The 20655-nt window shown below is 56.6% G+C and carries 24 protein-coding genes; 13 read left to right on the top strand and 11 right to left on the bottom strand.

Annotation, left to right across the window (positions count from 1 at the left end; all coding sequences use genetic code 11):
• Positions 1-238 precede the first annotated feature (238 nt).
• The 10 genes from MSL71_RS00295 to MSL71_RS00250 all read left to right on the top strand — a co-directional run bounded on the left by MSL71_RS00295 (position 239) and on the right by MSL71_RS00250 (position 10376).
• Entirely contained in the window at positions 239-1249 is a 1011-nt protein-coding gene (locus MSL71_RS00295; protein ID WP_180136693.1) for an ABC transporter permease subunit, read from the top strand.
• Positions 1246-2289: an ABC transporter permease gene (locus MSL71_RS00290; RefSeq protein WP_218950909.1), complete on the top strand. Its 1044-nt coding sequence runs from the start codon at positions 1246-1248 to the stop codon at positions 2287-2289. Before MSL71_RS00295 ends, MSL71_RS00290 begins: the two co-directional genes overlap by 4 nt.
• Positions 2290-2508: 219 nt before the next feature.
• Positions 2509-4308, top strand: coding sequence for an extracellular solute-binding protein (locus MSL71_RS00285; protein WP_180136692.1), 1800 nt, complete (start codon positions 2509-2511; stop codon positions 4306-4308).
• Between the two features lie 2 nt (positions 4309-4310).
• Entirely contained in the window at positions 4311-5318 is a 1008-nt protein-coding gene (locus MSL71_RS00280; protein WP_180136691.1) for an ABC transporter ATP-binding protein, read from the top strand.
• Positions 5319-5769: 451 nt separating this feature from the next.
• Positions 5770-6831, top strand: a complete 1062-nt coding sequence (locus MSL71_RS00275) for an ABC transporter ATP-binding protein (RefSeq protein WP_281374438.1) — start codon at positions 5770-5772, stop codon at positions 6829-6831.
• Between the two features lie 343 nt (positions 6832-7174).
• Positions 7175-7501, top strand: coding sequence for an MGMT family protein (locus MSL71_RS00270; protein WP_180136689.1), 327 nt, complete (start codon positions 7175-7177; stop codon positions 7499-7501).
• Positions 7502-7594: 93 nt separating this feature from the next.
• Entirely contained in the window at positions 7595-7801 is a 207-nt protein-coding gene (locus tag MSL71_RS00265) for a 4Fe-4S dicluster domain-containing protein (RefSeq protein WP_180136688.1), read from the top strand.
• A 74-nt stretch (positions 7802-7875) separates the two neighbouring features.
• On the top strand, positions 7876-9024 hold the full coding sequence (locus MSL71_RS00260; RefSeq protein ID WP_180136687.1) for a 2-oxoacid:acceptor oxidoreductase subunit alpha: 1149 nt from the start codon (positions 7876-7878) through the stop codon (positions 9022-9024).
• On the top strand, positions 9025-9828 hold the full coding sequence (locus MSL71_RS00255; RefSeq protein ID WP_180136686.1) for a 2-oxoacid:ferredoxin oxidoreductase subunit beta: 804 nt from the start codon (positions 9025-9027) through the stop codon (positions 9826-9828).
• Positions 9829-9830: 2 nt separating this feature from the next.
• Positions 9831-10376, top strand: coding sequence for a 2-oxoacid:acceptor oxidoreductase family protein (locus MSL71_RS00250; protein ID WP_180136685.1), 546 nt, complete (start codon positions 9831-9833; stop codon positions 10374-10376).
• Positions 10377-10521: 145 nt separating this feature from the next.
• On the opposite strand, the gene MSL71_RS00245 is transcribed toward MSL71_RS00250, so the two are convergent.
• Positions 10522-10695, bottom strand: a complete 174-nt coding sequence (locus MSL71_RS00245) for a hypothetical protein (protein ID WP_180136684.1) — start codon at positions 10693-10695, stop codon at positions 10522-10524.
• 55 nt (positions 10696-10750) lie between these two features.
• A complete protein-coding gene (locus MSL71_RS00240; RefSeq protein ID WP_180136683.1) occupies positions 10751-11887 on the bottom strand; it encodes an NAD(P)/FAD-dependent oxidoreductase in 1137 nt (378 codons plus the stop codon).
• Positions 11888-12362: 475 nt separating this feature from the next.
• Here MSL71_RS00240 and MSL71_RS00235 point away from each other — a divergent pair, with 475 nt between their 5' ends.
• A complete protein-coding gene (locus MSL71_RS00235) occupies positions 12363-12857 on the top strand; it encodes an NlpC/P60 family protein (RefSeq protein ID WP_180136682.1) in 495 nt (164 codons plus the stop codon).
• A gap of 182 nt (positions 12858-13039) precedes the next feature.
• On the opposite strand, the gene MSL71_RS00230 is transcribed toward MSL71_RS00235, so the two are convergent.
• The 9 genes from MSL71_RS00230 to MSL71_RS00190 all read right to left on the bottom strand — a co-directional run bounded on the left by MSL71_RS00230 (position 13040) and on the right by MSL71_RS00190 (position 19737).
• The gene (locus MSL71_RS00230; RefSeq protein WP_180136681.1) at positions 13040-13465 is read right to left on the bottom strand and encodes a LexA family protein; all 426 of its coding nucleotides are present in this window, start codon (positions 13463-13465) and stop codon (positions 13040-13042) included.
• 241 nt (positions 13466-13706) lie between these two features.
• Complete coding sequence (locus MSL71_RS00225) at positions 13707-14042, bottom strand: DUF2845 domain-containing protein (RefSeq protein WP_180136680.1); 336 nt, start codon at positions 14040-14042, stop codon at positions 13707-13709.
• 418 nt (positions 14043-14460) lie between these two features.
• Positions 14461-14889, bottom strand: a complete 429-nt coding sequence (locus MSL71_RS00220) for an iron-sulfur cluster assembly scaffold protein (protein ID WP_180136679.1) — start codon at positions 14887-14889, stop codon at positions 14461-14463.
• Positions 14890-15499: 610 nt separating this feature from the next.
• Positions 15500-16060: a hypothetical protein gene (locus tag MSL71_RS00215; RefSeq protein ID WP_180136678.1), complete on the bottom strand. Its 561-nt coding sequence runs from the start codon at positions 16058-16060 to the stop codon at positions 15500-15502.
• A 627-nt stretch (positions 16061-16687) separates the two neighbouring features.
• Positions 16688-17851, bottom strand: coding sequence for a hypothetical protein (locus MSL71_RS00210; protein ID WP_180136677.1), 1164 nt, complete (start codon positions 17849-17851; stop codon positions 16688-16690).
• Between the two features lie 83 nt (positions 17852-17934).
• A complete protein-coding gene (locus tag MSL71_RS00205) occupies positions 17935-18213 on the bottom strand; it encodes a hypothetical protein (RefSeq protein WP_180136676.1) in 279 nt (92 codons plus the stop codon).
• A 44-nt stretch (positions 18214-18257) separates the two neighbouring features.
• Entirely contained in the window at positions 18258-18572 is a 315-nt protein-coding gene (locus MSL71_RS00200; RefSeq protein WP_180136675.1) for a helix-turn-helix domain-containing protein, read from the bottom strand.
• 236 nt (positions 18573-18808) lie between these two features.
• Entirely contained in the window at positions 18809-19102 is a 294-nt protein-coding gene (locus MSL71_RS00195) for a hypothetical protein (RefSeq protein ID WP_180136674.1), read from the bottom strand.
• A gap of 182 nt (positions 19103-19284) precedes the next feature.
• Positions 19285-19737: a helix-turn-helix domain-containing protein gene (locus MSL71_RS00190; RefSeq protein WP_152003927.1), complete on the bottom strand. Its 453-nt coding sequence runs from the start codon at positions 19735-19737 to the stop codon at positions 19285-19287.
• Between the two features lie 93 nt (positions 19738-19830).
• Between MSL71_RS00190 and MSL71_RS00185 the strand changes: the two genes are divergently transcribed.
• Positions 19831-20040, top strand: coding sequence for a helix-turn-helix domain-containing protein (locus MSL71_RS00185; RefSeq protein ID WP_152003928.1), 210 nt, complete (start codon positions 19831-19833; stop codon positions 20038-20040).
• 122 nt (positions 20041-20162) lie between these two features.
• The gene (locus MSL71_RS00180) at positions 20163-20651 is read left to right on the top strand and encodes a phage regulatory CII family protein (RefSeq protein WP_180136673.1); all 489 of its coding nucleotides are present in this window, start codon (positions 20163-20165) and stop codon (positions 20649-20651) included.
• Positions 20652-20655 lie beyond the last annotated feature (4 nt).

The following is a 20655-nucleotide window of genomic DNA, read 5'->3' as shown; positions in this document are numbered from 1 at the left end:
TATGTTCTGTTTTTGCATCTGTGTGGCCCTGTCGGGAAGACAAAACGCCGCACGGGAGTGCGGCGCTCCAGAAGATTATAGGTCGTGGCGACGTCAGCCATACCACCCGTTTTGGTTTACAGGCGCAGCCTGTCGGCGAATGTGACGTGGCCGAGGAACGAGGGCTCGGAGCATTTGCAATCCGCTTTCGAGGTGGCACCCCTCGCCGCCGGAGGCAATTTTTCAATAAAAGGCATCGATGAAAGCATACTTTATCAGGCGATTGTTGTTGGTGATTCCCACCTTTCTGGGCATCACGGTGATGGTGTTTGCCGTGACCCGGTTTGTGCCGGGGGGGCCCGTGGAGCGGATGATCGCCGAGGCGCGGGCCCAGCAGACGGGCATGGTCACAGGGGATCAGAGCCAGCCCCTGTCCGAGGACCAGATTGAAGAACTCAAGCGGTACTACGGGTTCGACAAGCCCCTGCTCCAGAGTTATGCCTCCTGGCTGGGCAAGGTGGTGACCGGGGATCTGGGGACCTCCACGCGGTATTACGACCCGGTGCTCTCCATGATTCTGGACCGGCTCCCCATTTCCCTTTACTTCGGGCTCATTTCCCTGGTGCTGGTGTACGGGGTGTGCATCCCTCTGGGGGTGGCCAAGGCCGTGCGCCACAACAGCCGGTTCGACAACATCTCCTCCCTTCTCGTCTTTACGGGCTACGCCATTCCCGGGTGGGTCATCGGGGTGCTGCTCCTTCTTCTTTTTGCTGCGCGCTGGGAGTTTTTTCCCTTGGGGGGCTTTGTGGGGGATTTTTACGATGAGCTGGATGGCTGGGGAAAAGTGAAGGACGTGGTGTGGCACACGGTGCTGCCGGTGATCTCCTATGTTGCGGGCTCCTTTGCCGTCATGACCATGCTCATGAAAAACACCCTCATGGACAACCTGGCCGCCGACTACATGCGCACGGCTGTGGCCAAGGGCCTTCCCTTTCGCAAGGCGGTGTTCCGCCACGCGCTCCGTAACAGCCTCATTCCCCTTGCCACCAGTTTCGGCAGCAACATTTCCCTGATCCTTACCGGTTCCTTTTTAATTGAAAAGGTGTTCAACATTGACGGCATGGGCCTCCTCGGTTACGAATCCGTGGTGGAGCGGGACTATCCCGTGGTGCTGGGGGTGCTGGTGATCTCCTCCCTGCTTTTTCTCATCGGCAATATCCTGTCGGATATCTGCGTGGCCTTAACCGACCCAAGGGTGACCTTCGAATGATGGCGCTTAATCCCCTGACCATACGAAAGCTCAAACGATTCCGCTCCATTAAGCGCGGATTCTGGTCTTTTGTGATCCTGATGATCCTTCTGGTGCTGGCCGTGGGGGCCGAATTGTGGGTTAACAGCCGGGCCCTGGTGGTGAGCTATAACGGGAGCCTTGTGTTTCCCACCTACGGGACCATGGTGCCGGGTACCGACTTCGGCCTGGATTACAGTTACGAGACCAACTACCGGAAGCTGAAAGTGCATCTTGAAGACGAAGGGACGGGGTGGGTGATCATGCCCCCCATTCCCTGGAACCCCCTGGAGACCGACCTCAAGGAGGGGGATTACCCGCCCTTTGCCCCGTCCATAGAAGGACGGCATCTCCTGGGAACGGACACCGTGGGCCGCGATGTGCTGGCCCGCCTGATCTACGGGTTCCGCACGGCCATCTTCTTTGCCCTGGGGCTTCTGCTGGTGACCTACGGGGTGGGGGTGGGGGTGGGCTGCCTCATGGGGTACCTGGGGGGGCGCTTTGACCTTTTTGTCCAGCGGCTCATTGAGATCTGGTCCAACGTGCCCTTTTTGTACGTGGTGATCATCATCGCCTCGGTGATGACCCCGGGCTTCTGGACCCTCATCATCCTCATGGCCCTGTTCAGCTGGATGGGCATGACCTGGGTGATGCGCACCATGACCTATCGGGAACGGGAACGCGAGTACGTCCTGGCCGCCCGGGCCATGGGCGCCTCCCGGAGCCGGATTATTTTTCGTCACATCCTGCCCAACACCCTGGCCGTGGTGGTGACCTATGCCCCGTTTTCCGTGTCTGGAGGGATCGTTGCCCTGACCTCCCTGGATTACCTGGGCTTCGGCTTGCCCGCGCCCACCCCGAGCTGGGGAGAGCTGCTCAATCAGGGATGGGCCAACATGGATGCCTGGTGGATTGCCGGGGCGGTCATCGTGGCCTTGACCCTGGTGCTCACCACCGTCACCTTTGTGGGAGAGGCGGTGAGGGAGGCGTTTGATCCGAAGATGTATACGTATTATGAATAGTGAATGGTGAGTAGTCAGTAGTGAATGGTGAATAGTTGGTGGTGAATGGTGTGATTGTGCCGAGGGTGAGGGGGCACGCTGGTTATAGGGAAAACAGGTGATAGGAAAAACGGGTGATAGGAAAAACGGGGGAATAGGGGAGGCTAAGGGCGAAAGGCGAAAGGGGGCGGGCGGCGTGTGGGCGAGCCCGGAGGTTTTTATTTTTATCAGGAGAACAGAATGCGACAACAGGTGATGGCTCGGTTCATCGTTTTGACTTTGGCTTTTTTGGTGTGGGGGGGGACCTGCGTGGCAGGCGAAACCCTGCCCGAAGGGATAACGTGGCTGACCAACCATGAGGACCCGGTCTTTGCCTCCCCCCATGCGGTCAAGGGCGGGGTGTTTCGAAGCGCCATTGCCAGCTACCCTTTGACCTTCCGCACCGTGGGGCCGGACTCCAACGGCAGCTTCCGGAGCAACATCGGGGCCAACCAGATGAGCCTGGTGGCGCTTCATCCCAACACCGAGCGGATCATTCCGGCCCTGGCCACCCACTGGGCCTTCGGGGATGACAAGAAGACCATGTACTTCAAGCTCGACCCCAGGGCGCGCTGGTCCGACGGGGTGCCGGTGACAGCCGGGGATTTTGCCTATACCATGGAGTTCATGCGTTCCAAGGATATCGTGGCACCCTGGTACAACCGGTATTACACCGAGGAGATCGAAAAGGTCATCGTCTACGACGACCACACCCTGGCGGTGGTGAGCACCAGGGCGGAGCCGGATCTGCACTTGAAGCTCACCATTTCACCCACCCCGCGCCACTACTACGGCAAGATCGGAAAAGATTTCGTTGGGCGGTACAACTGGAAGATCGTTCCCAACACCGGTCCTTACCAGATCAGTTCCTTTAAAAAGGGAAAAGAGGTGGTCTTTACCCGGAAAAAGGACTGGTGGGCCAAGGACCTTCACTACAACAAGGGCCGGTACAACGTGAACAAGGTGATTTTCCGCGTGGTCCGGGACTTCAACACCCAATGGGAGTATTTCCGCAAAGGGCGTTTCGACACCTTCCGCATCACCTATCCCAAGTACTGGTACCGCAAGAGCGCTACCGAGGTGGTGGACAAAGGGTATGTGGAGCGGATCTGGTTTTTCAACGACACCAGGCGTCCGCCCCAGGGTTTTTACCTTAACGAGGACCGGGAGATTTTCAAAGACCGCAACGTGCGCCTGGCTTTTGCCTATGCCATGAACGTGGACAAGGTGATCAATAAAGTGCTCCGGGGCGACTATTTCCGTCTGAAGCAGGCCTACCAGGGGTACGGAGAGTACACGGACGAGACCATTGAAGCGCGTCCCTACGACATCGACAAGGTGGCCGAGTACATGACCGCCTCGGGGTGGACCCGGGGAGGCGATGGCATCTGGGAGAAAGAGGGCAAACGGTTCTCCGTGGAAGTGAGCTACTCTTTTGATGAGATCACCGAGCGGCTTGTGGTGCTCAAGGAAGAGGCCAAAAAGGCCGGAGTGGAGATCCGCATTCAGAAGCTGGACAATTCCGCGGCCTTCAAAAAATTCCTGGAGAAGCGGCACGACGTGGCCATGATGGCCTGGTCCACCAGCTTCCACCCGAGGTACTGGCAGACCTACCACTCGGACAACGCCCACAAGCCCCAGACCAACAACATCACCAATACGGACAACAAAGAGCTGGACAAATACATCGACCGCTACCACAACTCCCTGGACGAAGAAGAGCGAAAAGTCCTCTCCCGTAAAATCCAGCGCATGCTTCACGACCAGGCCAACTTTGTGCCCACCATGATGGTGCCCTATTTCAGGCAGGCATACTGGCGCTGGTGGCGGCTGCCCGAGCCCCCAGGCACCAAGCACTCCAGTGACCTCTTCGACCCCTTTGGCGACAGCGTGCTCTGGTACGACAAGGCGCGTCACGAGGAGACCAAAAAGGCCATGAAAAAGAAAAAGGCCTTTGAGCCGGTGACCATCATCGACGAGACCTTCAAGCCGAAAGGATAAGCATGGCAGACGATCTTCGGCAGGCGGACGACCCCATCCTCTCGGTGCGGGGGCTTACCGTGGCCTTTGACACCGAGGCCGGTGTGGTCAGGGCCGTGGACAAGGTGGGTTTTGAGCTGAACCGCGGGCGTACCCTGGGGATCGTGGGGGAATCCGGCTGCGGCAAGAGCGTGACGGCCCTTTCGGTCATGCGCCTGCTGCCGCGGCCCATGGCCCGCATCGAAGAAGGGGAGGTGGTGCTGGACGGCACCGACCTTCTGGGCCTCTCCGCCGATGCCATGCAGACGGTGAGGGGCGCTTCCGTGGCCATGGTCTTTCAGGAACCCATGGCTGCCTTGAACCCGGTGCATACCCTCTTCAAACAGGTCTCCGAGCCCCTGCGCATTCATCGGCCCGAGATGGGAAAAAAAGAGTTGCAGGCCGAGGTGGTGCGCCTTCTTTCCGCCGTGGGCATTCCCGATGCCGAGAGCCGCCTGTCCGCCTATCCCCACCAGCTCTCCGGCGGGATGCGTCAGCGGGTGATGATCGCCATGGCCCTGGCCCTGTCGCCCTCCATCCTCATTGCCGATGAGCCCACCACCGCCCTGGATGTCACGGTGCAGGCCCAGATCCTTGACCTGATTCGGGATATCCGTACCTCCATGGGCATGTCCGTGATCTTTATTACCCACGACCTGGGCGTCATTGCCGAGCAGTGTGATGACGTGGTGGTGATGTATGCGGGCAAGGTGGTGGAACGGGCCACGGTAAAGATCCTTTTTTCCGACCCCAGGCACCCCTACACCAAAGGGCTCCTCGCCTCCATGCCCCGGCTCGATTCTCCGCGCAAAACCCGCTTGGAGACCATCACCGGCCAGGTGCCCGGGCTTATGGAGCTGCCTTCGGGCTGCCGGTTCAGGAACCGCTGCCCCCACGTCATGGAACGATGCGCAGCCGAGGTGCCGTCCGACCTGGTGGTGGGCCAGGGCCATGAGGTGGCCTGCCACCTGTACGACCACCAAGGGGCTTGATTCGACCCAACGGTCAAGGTCGTTGCCAAAAGCCTGCCTTCGGCGACCCTGCCGGGGGCCAAGCTTTTGAAAAGTGAGACAGACGGGTTGTGTAAAATGTAAAGGGTGCGCAATCGTCTTTTTATGTGGGGGACGCGTTACCGGGGAGGCAGGGTGCGCTTGCGCACCGCCGAAGAATCGTAACGGTCATAAAACTATCTGTGCAGGTTACCGTCACGCCGTATAGACATAGCAAAAGATGGCGGTTTTCCAAACAAATGGTGCGCAAGCACACCCTACAGGATGTCACATAAACAGGTGCCAGGTTTTATTCTTCTTCTCGCTCCCAGGCTCTGCCTGGGAGCGAAAGGTACCCCGATACAAGGGCCTCGCCCCTTAACGCTGGTACCCAACACGGGCGAAGCCCGTCAGCAAATGCGCAGGGCGAGGAACGAGCCCCGGAGCATTTGCGATCCAGGGTTCCAAGGGCTCAGCCCTTGGCCGCCGGAGGCAGGTATTTTACTCTTTTTGGACACGTTGCAATGATTGGAAGGAGCGGCACGGCATGTTGACGGTGAAGGATCTGGTGAAATACTTTCCGGTGACGGGGGGCGTCTTCAAGCGCAAGGTGGGGAATGTCCACGCCGTTGACGGGGTCTCCTTTTCCGTGGCCCCGGGCGAGACCCTGGGGCTGGTGGGGGAGTCCGGGTGCGGCAAGAGCACCCTGGGGCGCACCCTGGCGGCTTTGTACGAGGCCACCTCCGGCAGCGTGCGTTTTGACGGCACGGATCTCACCACCCTCACCGAAAAAGAACTGAAACCTTTCAGGCGTCGGATCCAGATGGTGTTTCAGGACCCGTTCGAGTCCCTCAACAGCCGCCACAGCGTGGGGGAGATCATCCAGGAACCTCTGGTGATCCACGGCATCGGGGACGGGCCGTCCAGGCGAAAGCGTGTGGCCGAGCTTCTGGACCAGGTGGGGCTGCCCCGGTCTGCGGAGAGTCGGTTTCCCCATGAGTTTTCGGGTGGCCAGCGCCAGCGCATCGGCATTGCCCGTGCCATCGCCCTTTCCCCGGACCTTTTGATTTGCGACGAGCCGGTGTCGGCCCTGGACGTCTCCATCCAGTCCCAGGTGATTAACCTTCTCCTCGACCTTCAGGAGGAGATGGGGCTCACCACCCTGTTCATCGCCCACGATCTGGCCGTGGTACGCCTGGTGTCGGATCAGGTGGCCGTCATGTACCTGGGCAAGATCGTGGAGCAGACCGACGCCGACACCATCTACCGCGAGCCCCTGCATCCCTACACCCAGGCGCTGATCTCCGCCATCCCCGTACCCGAGCCCGGGGCGCAGGGAAACCGCATCATCCTTAAGGGCGATGTGCCGTCTCCCATCCACCCCCCGTCCGGGTGCCGGTTCCATACCCGCTGCCCCCACGTGATGGACATCTGCCGCACCACAGAACCCGAGTTCCTGGACCAGGGGAAAGGGCACCTCGTGGCCTGCCATCTGTACGAGCCCCCAGTGGTTTAGGTACTTGGAAAAAGCATGCCTTCGGCGGCGAGGGTGGCGAAGCCACTATAGCGAAAGCACCTCGAAAGCTTATTGTGTTTGCGCATGTTCCTTTGTTCCTATGGTCAAATCCCAGCGGTATTCTGGCGAGCTATTGTGTGATTATTTGTTTCCGACAGCTTAACCCGGATATTTTATAAGAAAATAGCCAGGCCGATCCGCTTACGTACGGGGGCAGCCCGTCAGCAAATGCGTCGGGCGAGGAACGAGCCCGGAAGCATTTGCGATCCTGGGGTGCAGGGGCTTAAGCCCCTGCACGCCGGAGGCACGATTTTTTAAACCGATTTTGTCCTTGGAGGCCTTTGTGTCCCACTCTCTTTTTACCCGGCGCGTGATCTTTCTGATCCGCGCCATCCCTTCCGGCCGTGTGTGCACCTACGGCCTTCTGGCCGCGTCCGCGGGAAACCCGCGGGGGGCGCGCCAGGTATCCCGCATTCTCCACAGCTGCTCTGAAACGGAGGGGCTGCCCTGGCACCGTGTGGTGAACCGCATGGGGCGGATCTCTCTGACCGGCTCGTCCCGGGATGTCCAGGCCGGTCTTCTTGCTGCCGAAGGTGTTGTCTTCGGCCCGGACGGCGGTCTGGATCTGGATCGCTATCTGTGGGTTCCTTCCGAAATCTCTTTTTCTTGACAATCTTCTGCAAAACCTCTACCCCTAAAACAGGGAGTAATTCCCGCGACAGGGCAACTCATAGCGACCGGATAACGCAAGGAGGGCGCGACCATGAGGCCACAGAAATTGAAAGAGATCGTTATCAACCGGGACTGGTGCAAGGGGTGCGGGGTCTGCATCCACTTTTGCCCCAAGGAGGTCCTGGAAAAAGACCCCTTTGACAAGGTGGTTGTGGCCCATCCGGAAAAATGCACCTGCTGCAGGCTCTGTGAGCTGAGGTGCCCGGAGCTCGCCAGCGAAGTGATCGTGGAAAAGTGAATCGCCCATACCATTTGCTGATGTGACAAACGCTCAGGATCTTTAACCGTTGCGCTCCGAATGAGGCTGCCCATATGGAAGAGACCGTTGTGTTCGTTCAGGGAAACGAAGCGTGTGTGGAAGGGGCCCTGTATGCCGGGGTCGGATTTTTTGCGGGCTACCCCATCACGCCCTCCACGGAGATTGCAGAACTTCTGGCAAGGCGGTTGCCGAAGCGCGGGGGGCGATTTATTCAGATGGAGGATGAGATCTCCTCCATGTGCGCCATTGTCGGTGGGTCGCTCACGGGCAACAAGGTGATGACCGCCACCAGCGGTCCGGGTTTTTCCCTGATGCAGGAGGCACTGGGCTACGCGGTGATGACCGAGATCCCCTGCGTTATTGTCAACGTGCAGCGGGGCGGCCCGTCCACGGGAAACCCCACCCATGTGGCCCAGGGGGACGTCAACCAGGCACGCTGGGGCACCCACGGCGACCATGCCATCATCACCCTTACCGCTTCCAATCACCAGGACGTCTTTGCCATGACCGTCCACGCCTTTAACATGGCCGAGACCTACCGCACCCCTGTTATTCTCCTCTTTGACGAAGTCATTGGTCACATGCGGGAAAAGCTCGTGATCCCCGAGCCCGGCGTATTGCCTGTGGTGGATCGGCTCCGCACCTCGGTAAAGCGGGGGGTGGACTATCACCCCTACCTGCCCCGGGAGGACGGGCGGCTGCCCATGAGCGACTTCGGCGGGGTACACCGATACAACGTCACCGGCCTCTATCACGACATGTGGGGGTTCCCTTCGGGCAAGCCCGAGGTGGTGGAGAGCCTCTTGAACCACCTGGTGGACAAGATCGAAACCAACGTCCACGAGATCACTCGCTACAAGGAAGCGTACCTGGAGGACGCGGAGGTGATCCTCCTCTCCTTTGGCTCGGCCGCGCGATCGGCCCTCCACACCGTGGAGAACCGGCGCAGGCGGGGCGAGAAACTGGGTTATTTGGAGCTGCAATCCATCTGGCCCTTTCCGTCGCTTCTTGTGCGGGAAAAGTGCCGGAACGCCACGAACATCGTGGTGGTGGAGATGAACAAGGGGCAGGTGACCGAGGCGGTGAAGGCGGCCGTGGACAACCCGGAACGGGTCTTTCTGGCCAACCGCATCGACGGGGAGCTGATCTCCCCCACCAACATCAAGAACATCCTGCGGATCATCCAGGGCAAGGGGGTGTAGATGGGGACCCGAGACTATATCCGGGAGCGTTTTTTTCCGCACATGTGGTGCCCGGGATGCGGCCATGGCACGGTGCTGAACTGTCTGGTCCGGGCCATTGAGGAGCTGGCCGTGGACAAGAGCGACATCGTGGTCACCTCCGGTATCGGATGCTCGGCGCGGATCTCAGGGTACGTGGATTTTCACTCCCTGCACACCCTCCACGGCAGGGCCCTGGCCTTTGCCACGGGCGTGAAGTTCACCCAGCCGGAGCTTACCCTCATCGTGCCCATGGGGGACGGGGACGCCCTGGCCATCGGGGGCAACCATTTTATCCACGCAGCCCGGCGGAACATCGACATCACGGCCGTTGTGATGAACAACCGGATCTACGGCATGACCGGCGGGCAGTACTCTCCCATGACCTGCCCGGACGCCATGGCCACCACCGCGCCGTACGGCAACATCGACAACGCCTTTGACGCGGTGGAGCTTGCTCGGGCAGCGGGTGCCTCCTTTGTGGCTCGCACCACAACCTACCACGCCAAGGAGGGGATCCAGATCCTGAAAAAGGCCATCCAGCACAAGGGGTTTTCCGTGGTGGAGTTTTTAAGCCAGTGCCCCACCCAGTTCGGCCGGAGAAACCAGCTGGCAGATGCTTCGGCCATGCTGGAGTACTTTAAGACAAACACCGCCCCCATCGGGTCGGCCAAGGCCAGGGAGAATCCCGATATCCTGGAACGGGGGATTTTTGTGGAGGAGGAACGAACCGAATACTGCGACGCCTACGAGGCGGTGATCCGCGAACATGTGAAGGGGGAGTGACCATGGAAAAATACCGCATGGTGTTTTCGGGATCAGGGGGCCAGGGCGTCATCACCGCCGCCATCATCCTTGCCGAGGCAGCCGTCCTCCACGAGGGGCTCGTGGCGGTTCAGTCCCAGTCTTACGGCGCGGAGGCCAGGGGCGGGGCAACACGGGGAGATCTCATCATCTCTGAGTTTCCCATCCTCTTTCCCAAGGTGACCCAGCCCAATGTGCTGGTGTGCCTGACCCAGGAGGCCTACGACAAATTCACCCCCATTATCCGGCCGGGGGGCCTGCTCCTCTCCGACGAGCGGTTTGTGGCGCCCCGCAAAAAAGTCGACGCCCGTCAGGTGAGCCTGCCCATGTTCCAGTCGGTCATGGAAGAGCTTGGCGACCCCGTGGCCTTCAATATCTGCATGCTGGGGGCGCTTATGGGACTCATCGGCGTGGTGCGCATGGAATCGATTCGTGCCGTCATTGAAAAGCGGGTGCCCGAGGCATACGTGGAAATGAACAGCAAGGCCCTGGACCTGGGGCATGGGTTGGCCGAGGCGTTAACGGCTTGAGCAGAGCAGGGGGGAACTCTTCAGATCAACACAAGCCTCCGGCGGCAAGGTGTACCACCTTGAAAGTAGATTGCGAATGCGCTTTGCCCCTCGTTCCCCGGGTCAAATCCCATTCGCCTTTCAAACAAACGTCGATCGTAACTATTCAGCTCAAAAAAGCCTCCGGCGGCCCTGCCGGGGGCCAAACTTTTAAAAAGTTTGACAAACAGGTCTTGAGTAAGCCTTCCAGGCTCTGCCGAAACACTTTTGACATTTTCTTAGGAAAGTTTTTTGCGGAGCTTTTTTCAAAAAGCGACCCGCCGGAGGCTTCTTTAACCATGATGTCCCTGAGGGACGAAGGGAAAGAGCATGTGCGAACCTGGGGTGCAGGGGATTTATACCCTGCCCGCCGGAGGCCGGCTTAATAAACGCTGATATTTTTTCATGAATCGGGTGTCGATGAAGGTCTTGATGTGGAAGGCGAGGCGACCGGCCGTGGTGAATCCATTTTTGTGCAGGTAGCCCGTGTTTTCCCCCAGGTTGAAGATAAGGAGATAGCTGCCCTTCGGGTCAAAGGGGGAGAGGGGAGTCCCTTCGAGCCGTGCCAGGAGGTTGTCGCGCAGCACGGCATTCTGGCGCACCGCATAGACCCCCACCTTGGCCAGGGGCTCGGGCTCGAAGTGGATGCAGTCCCCGCCGCCGAAGATGTCCGGGTGGTCCGTACACTGAAGATATCGGTTGACCGTCAGGCCGCCGTCCGGGCCCGTGGGCAGGCCGGAGTCGGCAAAGAGGGTGGAGGGCCGCACGCCGGTGGCATCCACGACGACGTCTGCGTGTTGGCAAGCGCCGGAGACCAAGGTCACGGCGTTTTTTTCGGCCCGGGCCACGGCATTGTTCTCCATGAGTTTGATGCCCCGTTTGCTCAGGCGCCCGGTTACCCCCTGGCGGATGGTGTCCGGAAACGATTCCAGAAACCGCCTTCGTGCGTGGATGGTGATGACGGGGGGCTCTCCCCGGGCCGTCTTGATGAGTTGGAGGATGTTTCCCGCCACCTCTGCCGACGAGGGCCCTCCCCCTGCAACGGAGATGTGAAGGGCCGTCTCCCGGCACCGGTCCAGGATGGCCTGCCTGAGGGAGAGGAGCGATTCAATGGGCTTTACAGGAAAAACCTCTGCGTCCGGGGCCTTTTCAAAGGGGCTTTTGACAAAGCTCCCCACGTTGGCGGACAGCACGTCGTAGCTGAGTCGCTCCCCGGACGCCAGCCGGACCGTTTTTTCAGACGGATCGATGGCCACGGCAAGGCCCGTAACAAACCGGCCCCCGCCGGCTCTCACCGCCGCTTCGGTGTCAAAACGGATCTCTTCCGGCGTAAAGGTACCGCCCAGCATGCCGGGACCCATGCCAGAGTAGTAGTGGTGGCGGCTCGGGGCCACCACCGTGATCTCATGGCCGTGCTCGCCAATGGCCGAAAGGGCCACCAGGGTTTCCAGATGGGCATGTCCGCCCCCCAGCAGGAGAAGCTTTTTATTCATGGGAACCTCGTGTGTTGGTGCCAGGTGGGGGCACCTGGAAACCCAATGGCGAATGCATGGAAGCATCCATTATACCATCACTTTCGGGGCATTCGCGTGATGTATGACATGGAGCCACCGTTTTTGCAGGATAGGCCCGTGTCATTCGTCTGGAAGCGCTTGAAATTTAATTGGCTTTAACCGGAGTAACTCCGGTGTTCAGAGATATTTTTTATCGTGTGGCGTTGCCACTCCCTGGACACCAGGTTCGGAAATGCTATTTCGTTCCCAGGCTCTGCCTGGGAATGTTGCACGGAGGCTGTGCCTCCATGATTGCAATGTATTCACCCTGTAAGTCTTATCCATTATGCCACACTACGTCATTTTCGAAAGGCAGAGGCTGGCAACGAGAAAATGGATATGACAAAGCCCGTCCATAAAAGTGGGCAGACGGTTCGGCTCATGTCAGGACCATTAAAGGTAAAAGCAGAAATAGATGAAAAAATGGATTGTGTGTTTGATTGTGTTCAATCTCATGGGGTGCGCCACCGCTCCCATGGTGAAGCAACGAAAAACCGTCAAGATGGTTCACGTGCCCCCTGCGGGCCGTGCCCAACCCTCGGGCGTTAAGGCAAAGCTCGACGCCCGGTATGCTGACTGGAAAGGGGCTCCCTACAGAATGGGGGGCAACAGCAAAAGCGGGGTGGACTGTTCCGGTTTTGTCCACCGGACTTTTCGGGAGACCTTTGGGGTAACCATCCCGAGAACCACCCGCCGCCTTGCCAAAACAGGCGCGCCGGTCAAAAGAAACGAACTGCGCGTAGGTGATCTGGTGCTCTTTAAAACAGGCATCACCCTTCGCCACGTGGGCATCTACATGGGCAACGATACCTTTCTCCATGTCTCCACCCACAAAGGCGTCACCGTCTCCAGCCTGAACAACCCCTACTGGCGAAAACGGTACTGGACGGCCCGGCGGGTGAAGCACTAATCAAGAGATTTTGCCTTATAGCGGGCCTGCCGGGTGGCCAGATTTTTAATCCGTCTTCGTCCAAGGGCTACGGCGCGACAAGAAAGTATGGCACACAGGTCTTGCGGACGCCCCGGAACGGTGGAAAGGTATCGGCAAGTCGATTGTTTTTAGCATATCGGACACACAGGAGCGTTTTGTTCTTACAGGGGGTGGATCACGCTGGTCACCACGCCCCATACGCTGAAATCGTTCGCTTCCGTTACCTCGATGGGCTTATAGCGGTCGTTTTCCGCCTCAAGGAATATTCGATCCCCCTGACGCCTAAGGCGCTTTACTGTCAGCTCTCCGTTTAAAACGGCAATGACCACACGCCGATCCGTGGGCTCCAGGGAGCGGTCCACGATCAAGAGGTCCTCCGGGTGAATCCCGGCTCCGATCATGGAGTCGCCTGTTACGCGCACAAAAAAGGTGGCGGCCGGGTGCCGCACCAGATATTCGTTCAGGTCCAGGGACCCCTCCACAAAATCTTCCGCCGGAGACGGGAATCCCGCAGCAACCCGGCTCATGAACAGGGGCCTTCGGCACGACACCGAGGTGTCGGCCTTGTTTATTCGTTTAATCTTCATACCGCCCAATATATCCCATCCCGATCATATCCGCAAAAGCCGGTTCGTACCCTATGGGGTACTCTTCCATCTTGGGTGCATGGTCGTTTCTTCGTGAGCTGCAGGGGCAGTTCCCTCACCGACTTTGGTCGCAGGGGAACCGTTCGGGGTATGGGCAAAGGCTCCCTCAATGTTCGCGTAAATCGAATCACTCGGGGGAGCCTTCGTTTTGTACTTTGAGGGCGGCTGTTTTCGGGAAGGGTTATCTTTTTTCACCGAGGGAGTTGATTTCTGTCAGCCGGTTTCCTTCGAACACCAGGCTATAATAGTACGTGCTGTTGTAATTTGTCGTTTTGATGGTCCACTCCTCGATCTTCATCACCCGGATCCTTTTTTCTGACGTGGAGCCATGGCTGGCTTCGGTCTCCACGCGATCGATGTAGCCCAGGATCTCCTTTGAGACGGGTTCTCCGCAAATCATGCGGACTGATCCCTTTGAATCCCCGACTGAGATGGTGTCATTTCCGTATCTCAGGGCAAAGGCAGGGGCTGAGGCCATGATGACAAAACATAGTGCGATGATGATTCGTTTCAGCATGTCAACTATTCCTTTCATGGGGGAGGCTGTGTGTACCCGGTTTCGGTGACGAGCGCGCAGCTATCAGGGTGATTTCTTCCAGGTGTTTCTGATCATCCCCTGAAGACTCTCTGATATCTTGACACAATCACTTGGGCTTGCAAATAAAAATACTTTTGCTTTTATATGTAAGTATTGAGGCTCTATTGGTTACGGACGTAATGCGACGGGCTTATTATTCACATTGTGAGGATAATCGTCGGGTGCGGCTTCCGCAGCGCTTTTGGTGGCAATGAGCCACATTGGCTTTCGAGAAAGGCGTGCGCACGGTGAACCCCGCGCTGTCCCGTTTGGTTTTATGCAATTCCGCAGGAGACGGCAATGGTCATGGCACAAGGGCTCTATCAGCCCCCGATGCCATTGGTGCGAGCCAAAGCCCTTACCTTTTTTTTTTCATGTAACACGACAGCGCTTCCTGAAGCGTCGAGGCTGCAAGGCCCGAGCAATGCGTGTCTTCATCGGGTAATTTCCCGACTGTTTCCAAAACCCGTTCACCGGTAATGTTTGCCAGCTCATCCGGGTCTTTGCCGATGGCAAGCTCTGCTGCAAAGGAGCCGCACAGAGAACTTGAGGCACAGCCATTGGTGAAATAGGAGGCCTCGGTAACCCGGTTGTCCGAAAACTTCAGGTAGATTTCCATGGTGTCCCCGCAAGACCCCGTCAACGAGGCAAAGGCGTCGGGGTTCTCCATTTTGCCCTGAAAACGGGGGTTCCTCCAACGCTCAAATCCTTTTTCACCAAACGACTCTTTAGCGTCCTCAAAAATTTCATCCTGAAGGTTGTCCAAAAAAGCATCTAAATTATCCATGTCTTAATCCTGTCTTATTTTTTATAAGCACAACCGATTGATGGGTTATGCCCTCATTTGCACGTTGCCATGGTCAGGGCAGAGGCACCTCCCATGGGCTTGCTCACACCCCTTTTATTCTCGGCCCTTCGGTTCTCAATCATAGGTGAAATTTATTTTTCTTCAAGGGTGAACATGAGATAAAAAATTTCAACTCCCGCATTGTGTATAGCTTCCTGCCGTGTGATCTCTGTATGGGTTGGCGTATCGTTACGCCCCGACATGTCGGGAGACTCGTCCTAGGTCGTGACGGTGGGGGCAGGTAGGGTGCGGTCCCCGCACCGCTTTTTGTTGCGTGAACCGTATTCATTCATCTTTGACGGTAGGGGGATGCAATGAAACCATGCAACGTATTTGGTCAGAGTCAGGCAGGGTTGGGAGGGGCAGGGAGGTGTCAAACGTGCAGGTACAGCCCCTTTCCCACACACTCGGCAATACACGATGATGCTGCGTGACATAAGTCAGAACAGCTTCGTGTTTTCTAAAAGAAAATCGGGGGCCACACACCGTCCCTTGTGAGGCCGGAAAGAGGGCATTTTGTCAAATGTGTAGGTGTGACCCCTTTACTGGATCACTCATCATTCAAATATATCGCTTTGAAAAACCATCCACCTTCAGCTCCTTCGATATCTTTCTCAAAGGCATCCTTGTTGCTTGTGCGTGAAGCCATGCCCCACGTACGTGGGATGCTCTTGTCAATCAGGAGTTGGAACATATCAGGACTGTTTTTGAACGTTACCCTTTGACCGCTTTTGAGGAAGACGTGGGTCTTCCAGTTTATCCAAACCATTTGAATGTCGTTGGTCTTGAACTCAAGCGGAAGACGTTTCGTGTATATGATGCACGTCCAATTATCGTTCGAATTGTCATATTGAAGTTTCCATACAAGCCCTTTGGTAAGACAATAAAAAGCAGCTCCTGTAAAAAGATAGAAGGGACAAAAGAAAGTAAAAAAGACCTGGGTTGGTAAAAGAGATAAATGATCGGTGGTATTGTTCAAAGACGGGTCTATTAAAAATACAAAGTATGTTGTAATGAACGCCACCAGTAATAAGGCAATAACGACAAGGAGAGGGTTGAATCTTAAACCTTTTTCAGGGATCTCTATCGTGACGTGTTCGCCGTCTTTCATCTTAATCCTTAAATCGTGTATTCTTTATTGTATTGTTAAAGGACTCATTACTGATGCTATTCTCGTGCTGTCAATTAACAGGACTTAATATTTACTGTGATGCAATATCTTTTGTAAAGTAGAAGCTGAGAGACTTAAGTCCTTTCGCTCCAGGGTAGTCAATCTACAATTGAACGAGGGATGTATAGCGTATAGGGGGTCGTGCGTATAGGGGGGCGCACCTACACATTTGACAAAATCCTCCACCCAACCGATGCTGCGGCGGGTAGGTAACGGCTCCCGCATTGCTTTGTGCAACACGAAACCGTATCGGTTTTCGGAAAATGCGGTGCGCACGGCGCACCCTACAATTCCCCGTGGGAGTATTCGCTTTTCCGGCTCCTGAGTTCGCAAGGTGGCACTCGGGGTGATGTAGGAGAGGGGAGGGCGTTTGTGAAAAAAACAGCCGTAAAGAGTTGCCTCTTTACGGCTGTTGTATGGGGTAAATCCGAGATGTGCAGTGTTTTGTAAATCTCTGAATTTATAAGCTTTTATGGAGCGGGAAACGGGACTTGAACCCGCTACCCTATGCTTTTTTATGTGTTAAATCAGTATGTTAAAAAATGGCTGCACAAATTTTGCACAAATTCATCTTTTCTTTCGCTTCAACGGAAGCACCTCTCCATGCATCTTGGCGCGGATAGTCGCCACAGTCTGATAGGCCGAATCATCCTCCACATCACAGTACCGATTAAAGGCCGGGTTGGATAACCCGGACGCTCTTTTTGCGGCTTCGCGGCCCAGGAGTTTTGCTGTCTCCGTGGCCGTGGTGTGCTTGGTCCCGGGGTAGAGGCTTACGCCGAAGAGGCCGATGGACTCCGCCGCGTTCTTCCACATCTTGGCCAGGTAGCGGATGCCGAAGGGGCTGTCCGGTTTGGCCAGGGCGTTGCCGGCGGCGTGTCTGAAGAAGGGCATGTCCGGGTGGGCGGGGTATCGTTCCTGGAGACGCTTCCACTCCTCGATGTGATCGGGGTGGAGGTGGATCCGCTTGAACTTGTTTTTGAGCTTGGTGGGATTCTTGATGGTGAGCCACCCGTCATCGCCCAGGCTGTCCTCGGTGAGCCTGCGCAGATCCGTGGGGCGGATGGCGGTGTAGGTGCGGAGCATGTCGCAGCCGAAGGCCACCTTGGGGTTGGGGTGTTCCTCCAGGGCTTCGATGACTTTGTTCTGGGTGTCCCAGTCCGTGTAGTTGCGCCAGCCGAGTTCAAAATCAATTTTAGGAAAGATGGGCATCTCGGCCAGGGTGATGATGTTGCCACGGGCAAGGCACCACTTCCAGAAATCGGAAAGCTGGCTGCAATGGTTGAAGCGGGTTTTCTCGGAGATGTCCGGGATGGAATAAAGATAGTCTTCGATGTCGGCCCCGTTGATCTCCCGCACGTTTGTGGGGCCGAAGAACGTGGAGGCGCGGTTGATCATCCGGGCAATGTCTTTGTAGCTGGACCGGTCTTTTTTTCGGCGAAGGTATTTGGGGGCCAGGGAGATGAAGGAGTTGGGCCTCTCCTTTTTATAATCCTCCGGGTTGAAGCGTTCCTGCCGGATTCCCTTTTCATGGCGCAGGTAGTTGAGGTGCTGTGCGGCCGACTCATAGCTTCCATGGTTTGCGAAGATCCCGCCGGGAAACCGCACGATGAATCTGGTGGCCCCCATGTCGGGATGCTTCAGGCAGAAGCATCCGTGGCGGCGTTCATCGTGAATCAGCTTGCCGCCGCAGACCGCACATTTTTGACGTGTTGCAATAGACCCCTTCATGCACAGCCCTCCCGTTGCATTCCCTCTGTTGAATGCACCAGTGTGTGTATGTCGGGACCGTCGTAACATGAGGAGGTATCAGCCTAAAACAAGAAAGTCTGAGAAAGAATCGCGCAGGGGCGGCGCGCGTTGTCATTGGTGGGCTTGGCCACCAGGGCGCCGTTGTCGAATACCAGTGTCTCTCCAATCAGATCCGGATCGGCAAGGATGGCATGTTTCAGGCAGTACAGCAGGTGCTCGGCATCGGGCACAGTGGCATCGATGCGGTGCCAGGGCCCGGGTGGGTTTCTCATTTCAAACAGGTGGGAGTGCCAGTCACCCCGGCGACAGGTACGGATTTGAAGGACGCGGTAAAGTGTCATGTGTCTGCCTCGTTCTGCTTCAGTGGGTTTGGGTATGGACGGGGTCAAATGGCCAGGGCGTGATCTGCAAAGGAGGAGCCCGCGGTGTCTTCATGGGTGAAGCACCAGGCGCACAGGGTATGATTGCCCTTGGCCACCTGTCGCTTGTTGCAGCACGAGCAGAGCTTGACGGACGGATCTATTTTTTTGATGGCCGGGCCTTTCTGGGTAGACGAGAAAAGACGGCTGATGGTGGGCTGGGTCACGCCGTAGAGGATGGCCACGTAGGTTTGCGTGTGGCCTTCGTCCAGGAGGTGAAGGATTTCATCAACAGGTAAATGGGATTTGCGTCCGCAGGTTGCGGGCCGGATCTGAGGCATGGTGTCTCCCCCTTTGGGCTTGATGTCAAACCTTCCGGGGCAAACACAAAGAGCCCATACCGGAAGGACCGGATATGGGCCGATGTTTATCGGGGTGAGAGAATTTCAACCTATCGGAATATACCGAACAGGTCAAATGGTTGAGGCCATTTTTTTACAGCCTTCGGCCCAACACAAAAAGCCCATGGCAGCAGGCGCCTATGGGCTTTGTTGTTTTTTGATTGTCTGGCCGTTGATTAGTTGCGGTAACGGCCAATGCCCAGGAAGAAGACGTCTATTGTCGGTTCTCCCTGTTTCGTGCCCACGGCTTGCATAAGTGCAGAAGGCGGTGGGCTGGAGGTGAGGCAAATGAGCCCTGTGATCATGGCACCGAAAAGAGCGGCGGTCAGCATCAGCGTTACAATCCACCGCTTGCTTATGGCGGGGGCAAGGGCGATGGGCTGTTGATGTGTGCTGCGCTTCGGAGGTGTGTTGGGCTGGGCTTCGGTTGCGAGGGCTTCCATCTGCGATTCCAATGCATCGTGATTCATAATACCTGCTTTATCTCCTTTGAATTTCAGGAGATGCCCGTTTAGCGCAGGTGTTGGCATAGTGCAACCTGTGGGGGAATGTACAAGCAAAAAAAGGCCCGGCATCTGTGTGGATGCCGGGCCTTTGTATTTTAGATTTGTGGCAATAAGCGCATTGGTTACTGCTATGAAACGCCGGGTATCTACACGACCAACCTAAGCCACTTGTTCATATCGCTATCGTTCACATCCCTGCCGTCCCCACTTTCCCGGGGTGTCGTGAAATATTCATAGGCCAGGGCAATGAACCGGGCTTTCTTGTCCGGTGGGAGGAATTTGTCTTCCCTGTCCAGCCACTCTTCCACCCATTTGATAATTCGGTGCAGAACTTCCAGGTCCATTTGGAGGTCGTCTTTATTCTTTCCCGATGTTGCGGACTCATCCAGCAACATTTCTCCAATACCGGTCAATAGCCATGTGATGTTCACCCCTGCGTTTTCCGCCATTAGGGCGAGGTACTCAGCTTTGGGTAAACGTTTATGAAAGTATCCCTGCAATGTGCTGTAGGGGATGCCGGTTTTTCTTGCAAATTCACGGGCATTGCCGTTGCAGACTACGCCTACAACTGTCCGTAAACGAGATACAATCATATCCATACTTAACTTTTCCTCTTGACAATTATCCAAATCCGGTTGAAGAATACAGTTACTTAACATTTGTATATCCAAAATCGATCAGACGGGGGTGTCATGACCAAAGACTACATGTCCAAAGATCAAATTAAAAAGGCCTTGAAGGCTGTGGGCGTTCGCCCTGTTGATCTTGCCAATAAAGCAGACGTGTCTCGCTCAATGGTGAGTCAGGTCATGGCTGGGAAATATCCAGGTTCTCCGTTGAGGTGGCTGATCGCCAACACTCTTAATACGGAACCCTCAGAAATTTGGCCGCCAAATTGTTAAGTGCTCCCATCTTGCCACAATTGTTGAGTGGCGCAAGCAAAAAAGTTTAGTGGCGGGCTGGCTGTTAAGCCAGGATTGCACTTTTAAATCGAATAGATAACAGGAATGTGAAGAGGTGAATCATGTATAGACCGGAATTCATTGAGCTTTTAAGGGGCGTTCAACGGGATGTTAAAGACCATGGGGTCAAGCTGCTGGCCAACCGGTTGTCGGTTCGGCCCCAGACCCTTTATGCGGATGTGGATCCCCACTCCGTGGGGCGCCGCACCAACAAGCTGGGCCTCCTGGACTGGATGGTGGTCCTGGAGGAGACCGGGAACCTCACCAGCCTGGACGAGGTGAACCGCTATTTCAACCGGATCAGCCTGCCCATCCCCGAAGACGAGGGCGAGATCAGCCCCGTAAGCTGGATGCAATACTGCGCTTCCACCGCCAAGGAGTCAGCAGAAGCCATCAAGGTTTTGGCCGATGGCCTCAGTGACGACGGCGGCATGGACAACGCAAGGCTGGCCGAGTGCGAGAAGGAGACCTGGGAAGCTCTTCAGGCATTTGCCGGATTGTACCTGGCCATCAAGACCGAGATCGCCAAACTACAAACAATTTATGCGTAGGAGG

This window comes from Desulfoluna butyratoxydans (genome assembly GCF_900699765.1).
GTDB classification, from domain to species: Bacteria; Desulfobacterota; Desulfobacteria; order Desulfobacterales; family Desulfolunaceae; genus Desulfoluna; species Desulfoluna butyratoxydans.
Note: the sequence above shows the minus strand (reverse complement) of the source record. Positions and strands in the feature narration are given on the sequence as shown.

What these genes read in the sequence shown, in the direction of transcription:
- MSL71_RS00225 (WP_180136680.1), bottom strand. Translation starts at nt 14,042, where the DNA reads ATGCTGAAACGAATCATCATCGCACTATGTTTTGTCATCATGGCCTCA.
- MSL71_RS00255 (WP_180136686.1), top strand. Translation starts at nt 9,025, where the DNA reads ATGGGGACCCGAGACTATATCCGGGAGCGTTTTTTTCCGCACATGTGG.
- MSL71_RS00280 (WP_180136691.1), top strand. Translation starts at nt 4,311, where the DNA reads ATGGCAGACGATCTTCGGCAGGCGGACGACCCCATCCTCTCGGTGCGG.
- MSL71_RS00195 (WP_180136674.1), bottom strand. Translation starts at nt 19,102, where the DNA reads ATGAATCACGATGCATTGGAATCGCAGATGGAAGCCCTCGCAACCGAA.
- MSL71_RS00205 (WP_180136676.1), bottom strand. Translation starts at nt 18,213, where the DNA reads ATGACACTTTACCGCGTCCTTCAAATCCGTACCTGTCGCCGGGGTGAC.
- MSL71_RS00240 (WP_180136683.1), bottom strand. Translation starts at nt 11,887, where the DNA reads ATGAATAAAAAGCTTCTCCTGCTGGGGGGCGGACATGCCCATCTGGAA.
- MSL71_RS00190 (WP_152003927.1), bottom strand. Translation starts at nt 19,737, where the DNA reads ATGGATATGATTGTATCTCGTTTACGGACAGTTGTAGGCGTAGTCTGC.
- MSL71_RS00215 (WP_180136678.1), bottom strand. Translation starts at nt 16,060, where the DNA reads ATGAAAGACGGCGAACACGTCACGATAGAGATCCCTGAAAAAGGTTTA.
- MSL71_RS00220 (WP_180136679.1), bottom strand. Translation starts at nt 14,889, where the DNA reads ATGGATAATTTAGATGCTTTTTTGGACAACCTTCAGGATGAAATTTTT.
- MSL71_RS00295 (WP_180136693.1), top strand. Translation starts at nt 239, where the DNA reads ATGAAAGCATACTTTATCAGGCGATTGTTGTTGGTGATTCCCACCTTT.
- MSL71_RS00210 (WP_180136677.1), bottom strand. Translation starts at nt 17,851, where the DNA reads ATGAAGGGGTCTATTGCAACACGTCAAAAATGTGCGGTCTGCGGCGGC.
- MSL71_RS00265 (WP_180136688.1), top strand. Translation starts at nt 7,595, where the DNA reads ATGAGGCCACAGAAATTGAAAGAGATCGTTATCAACCGGGACTGGTGC.
- MSL71_RS00245 (WP_180136684.1), bottom strand. Translation starts at nt 10,695, where the DNA reads ATGGTTAAAGAAGCCTCCGGCGGGTCGCTTTTTGAAAAAAGCTCCGCA.
- MSL71_RS00180 (WP_180136673.1), top strand. Translation starts at nt 20,163, where the DNA reads ATGTATAGACCGGAATTCATTGAGCTTTTAAGGGGCGTTCAACGGGAT.
- MSL71_RS00285 (WP_180136692.1), top strand. Translation starts at nt 2,509, where the DNA reads ATGCGACAACAGGTGATGGCTCGGTTCATCGTTTTGACTTTGGCTTTT.
- MSL71_RS00230 (WP_180136681.1), bottom strand. Translation starts at nt 13,465, where the DNA reads ATGAAGATTAAACGAATAAACAAGGCCGACACCTCGGTGTCGTGCCGA.
- MSL71_RS00235 (WP_180136682.1), top strand. Translation starts at nt 12,363, where the DNA reads ATGAAAAAATGGATTGTGTGTTTGATTGTGTTCAATCTCATGGGGTGC.
- MSL71_RS00250 (WP_180136685.1), top strand. Translation starts at nt 9,831, where the DNA reads ATGGAAAAATACCGCATGGTGTTTTCGGGATCAGGGGGCCAGGGCGTC.
- MSL71_RS00260 (WP_180136687.1), top strand. Translation starts at nt 7,876, where the DNA reads ATGGAAGAGACCGTTGTGTTCGTTCAGGGAAACGAAGCGTGTGTGGAA.
- MSL71_RS00185 (WP_152003928.1), top strand. Translation starts at nt 19,831, where the DNA reads ATGACCAAAGACTACATGTCCAAAGATCAAATTAAAAAGGCCTTGAAG.
- MSL71_RS00290 (WP_218950909.1), top strand. Translation starts at nt 1,246, where the DNA reads ATGATGGCGCTTAATCCCCTGACCATACGAAAGCTCAAACGATTCCGC.
- MSL71_RS00200 (WP_180136675.1), bottom strand. Translation starts at nt 18,572, where the DNA reads ATGCCTCAGATCCGGCCCGCAACCTGCGGACGCAAATCCCATTTACCT.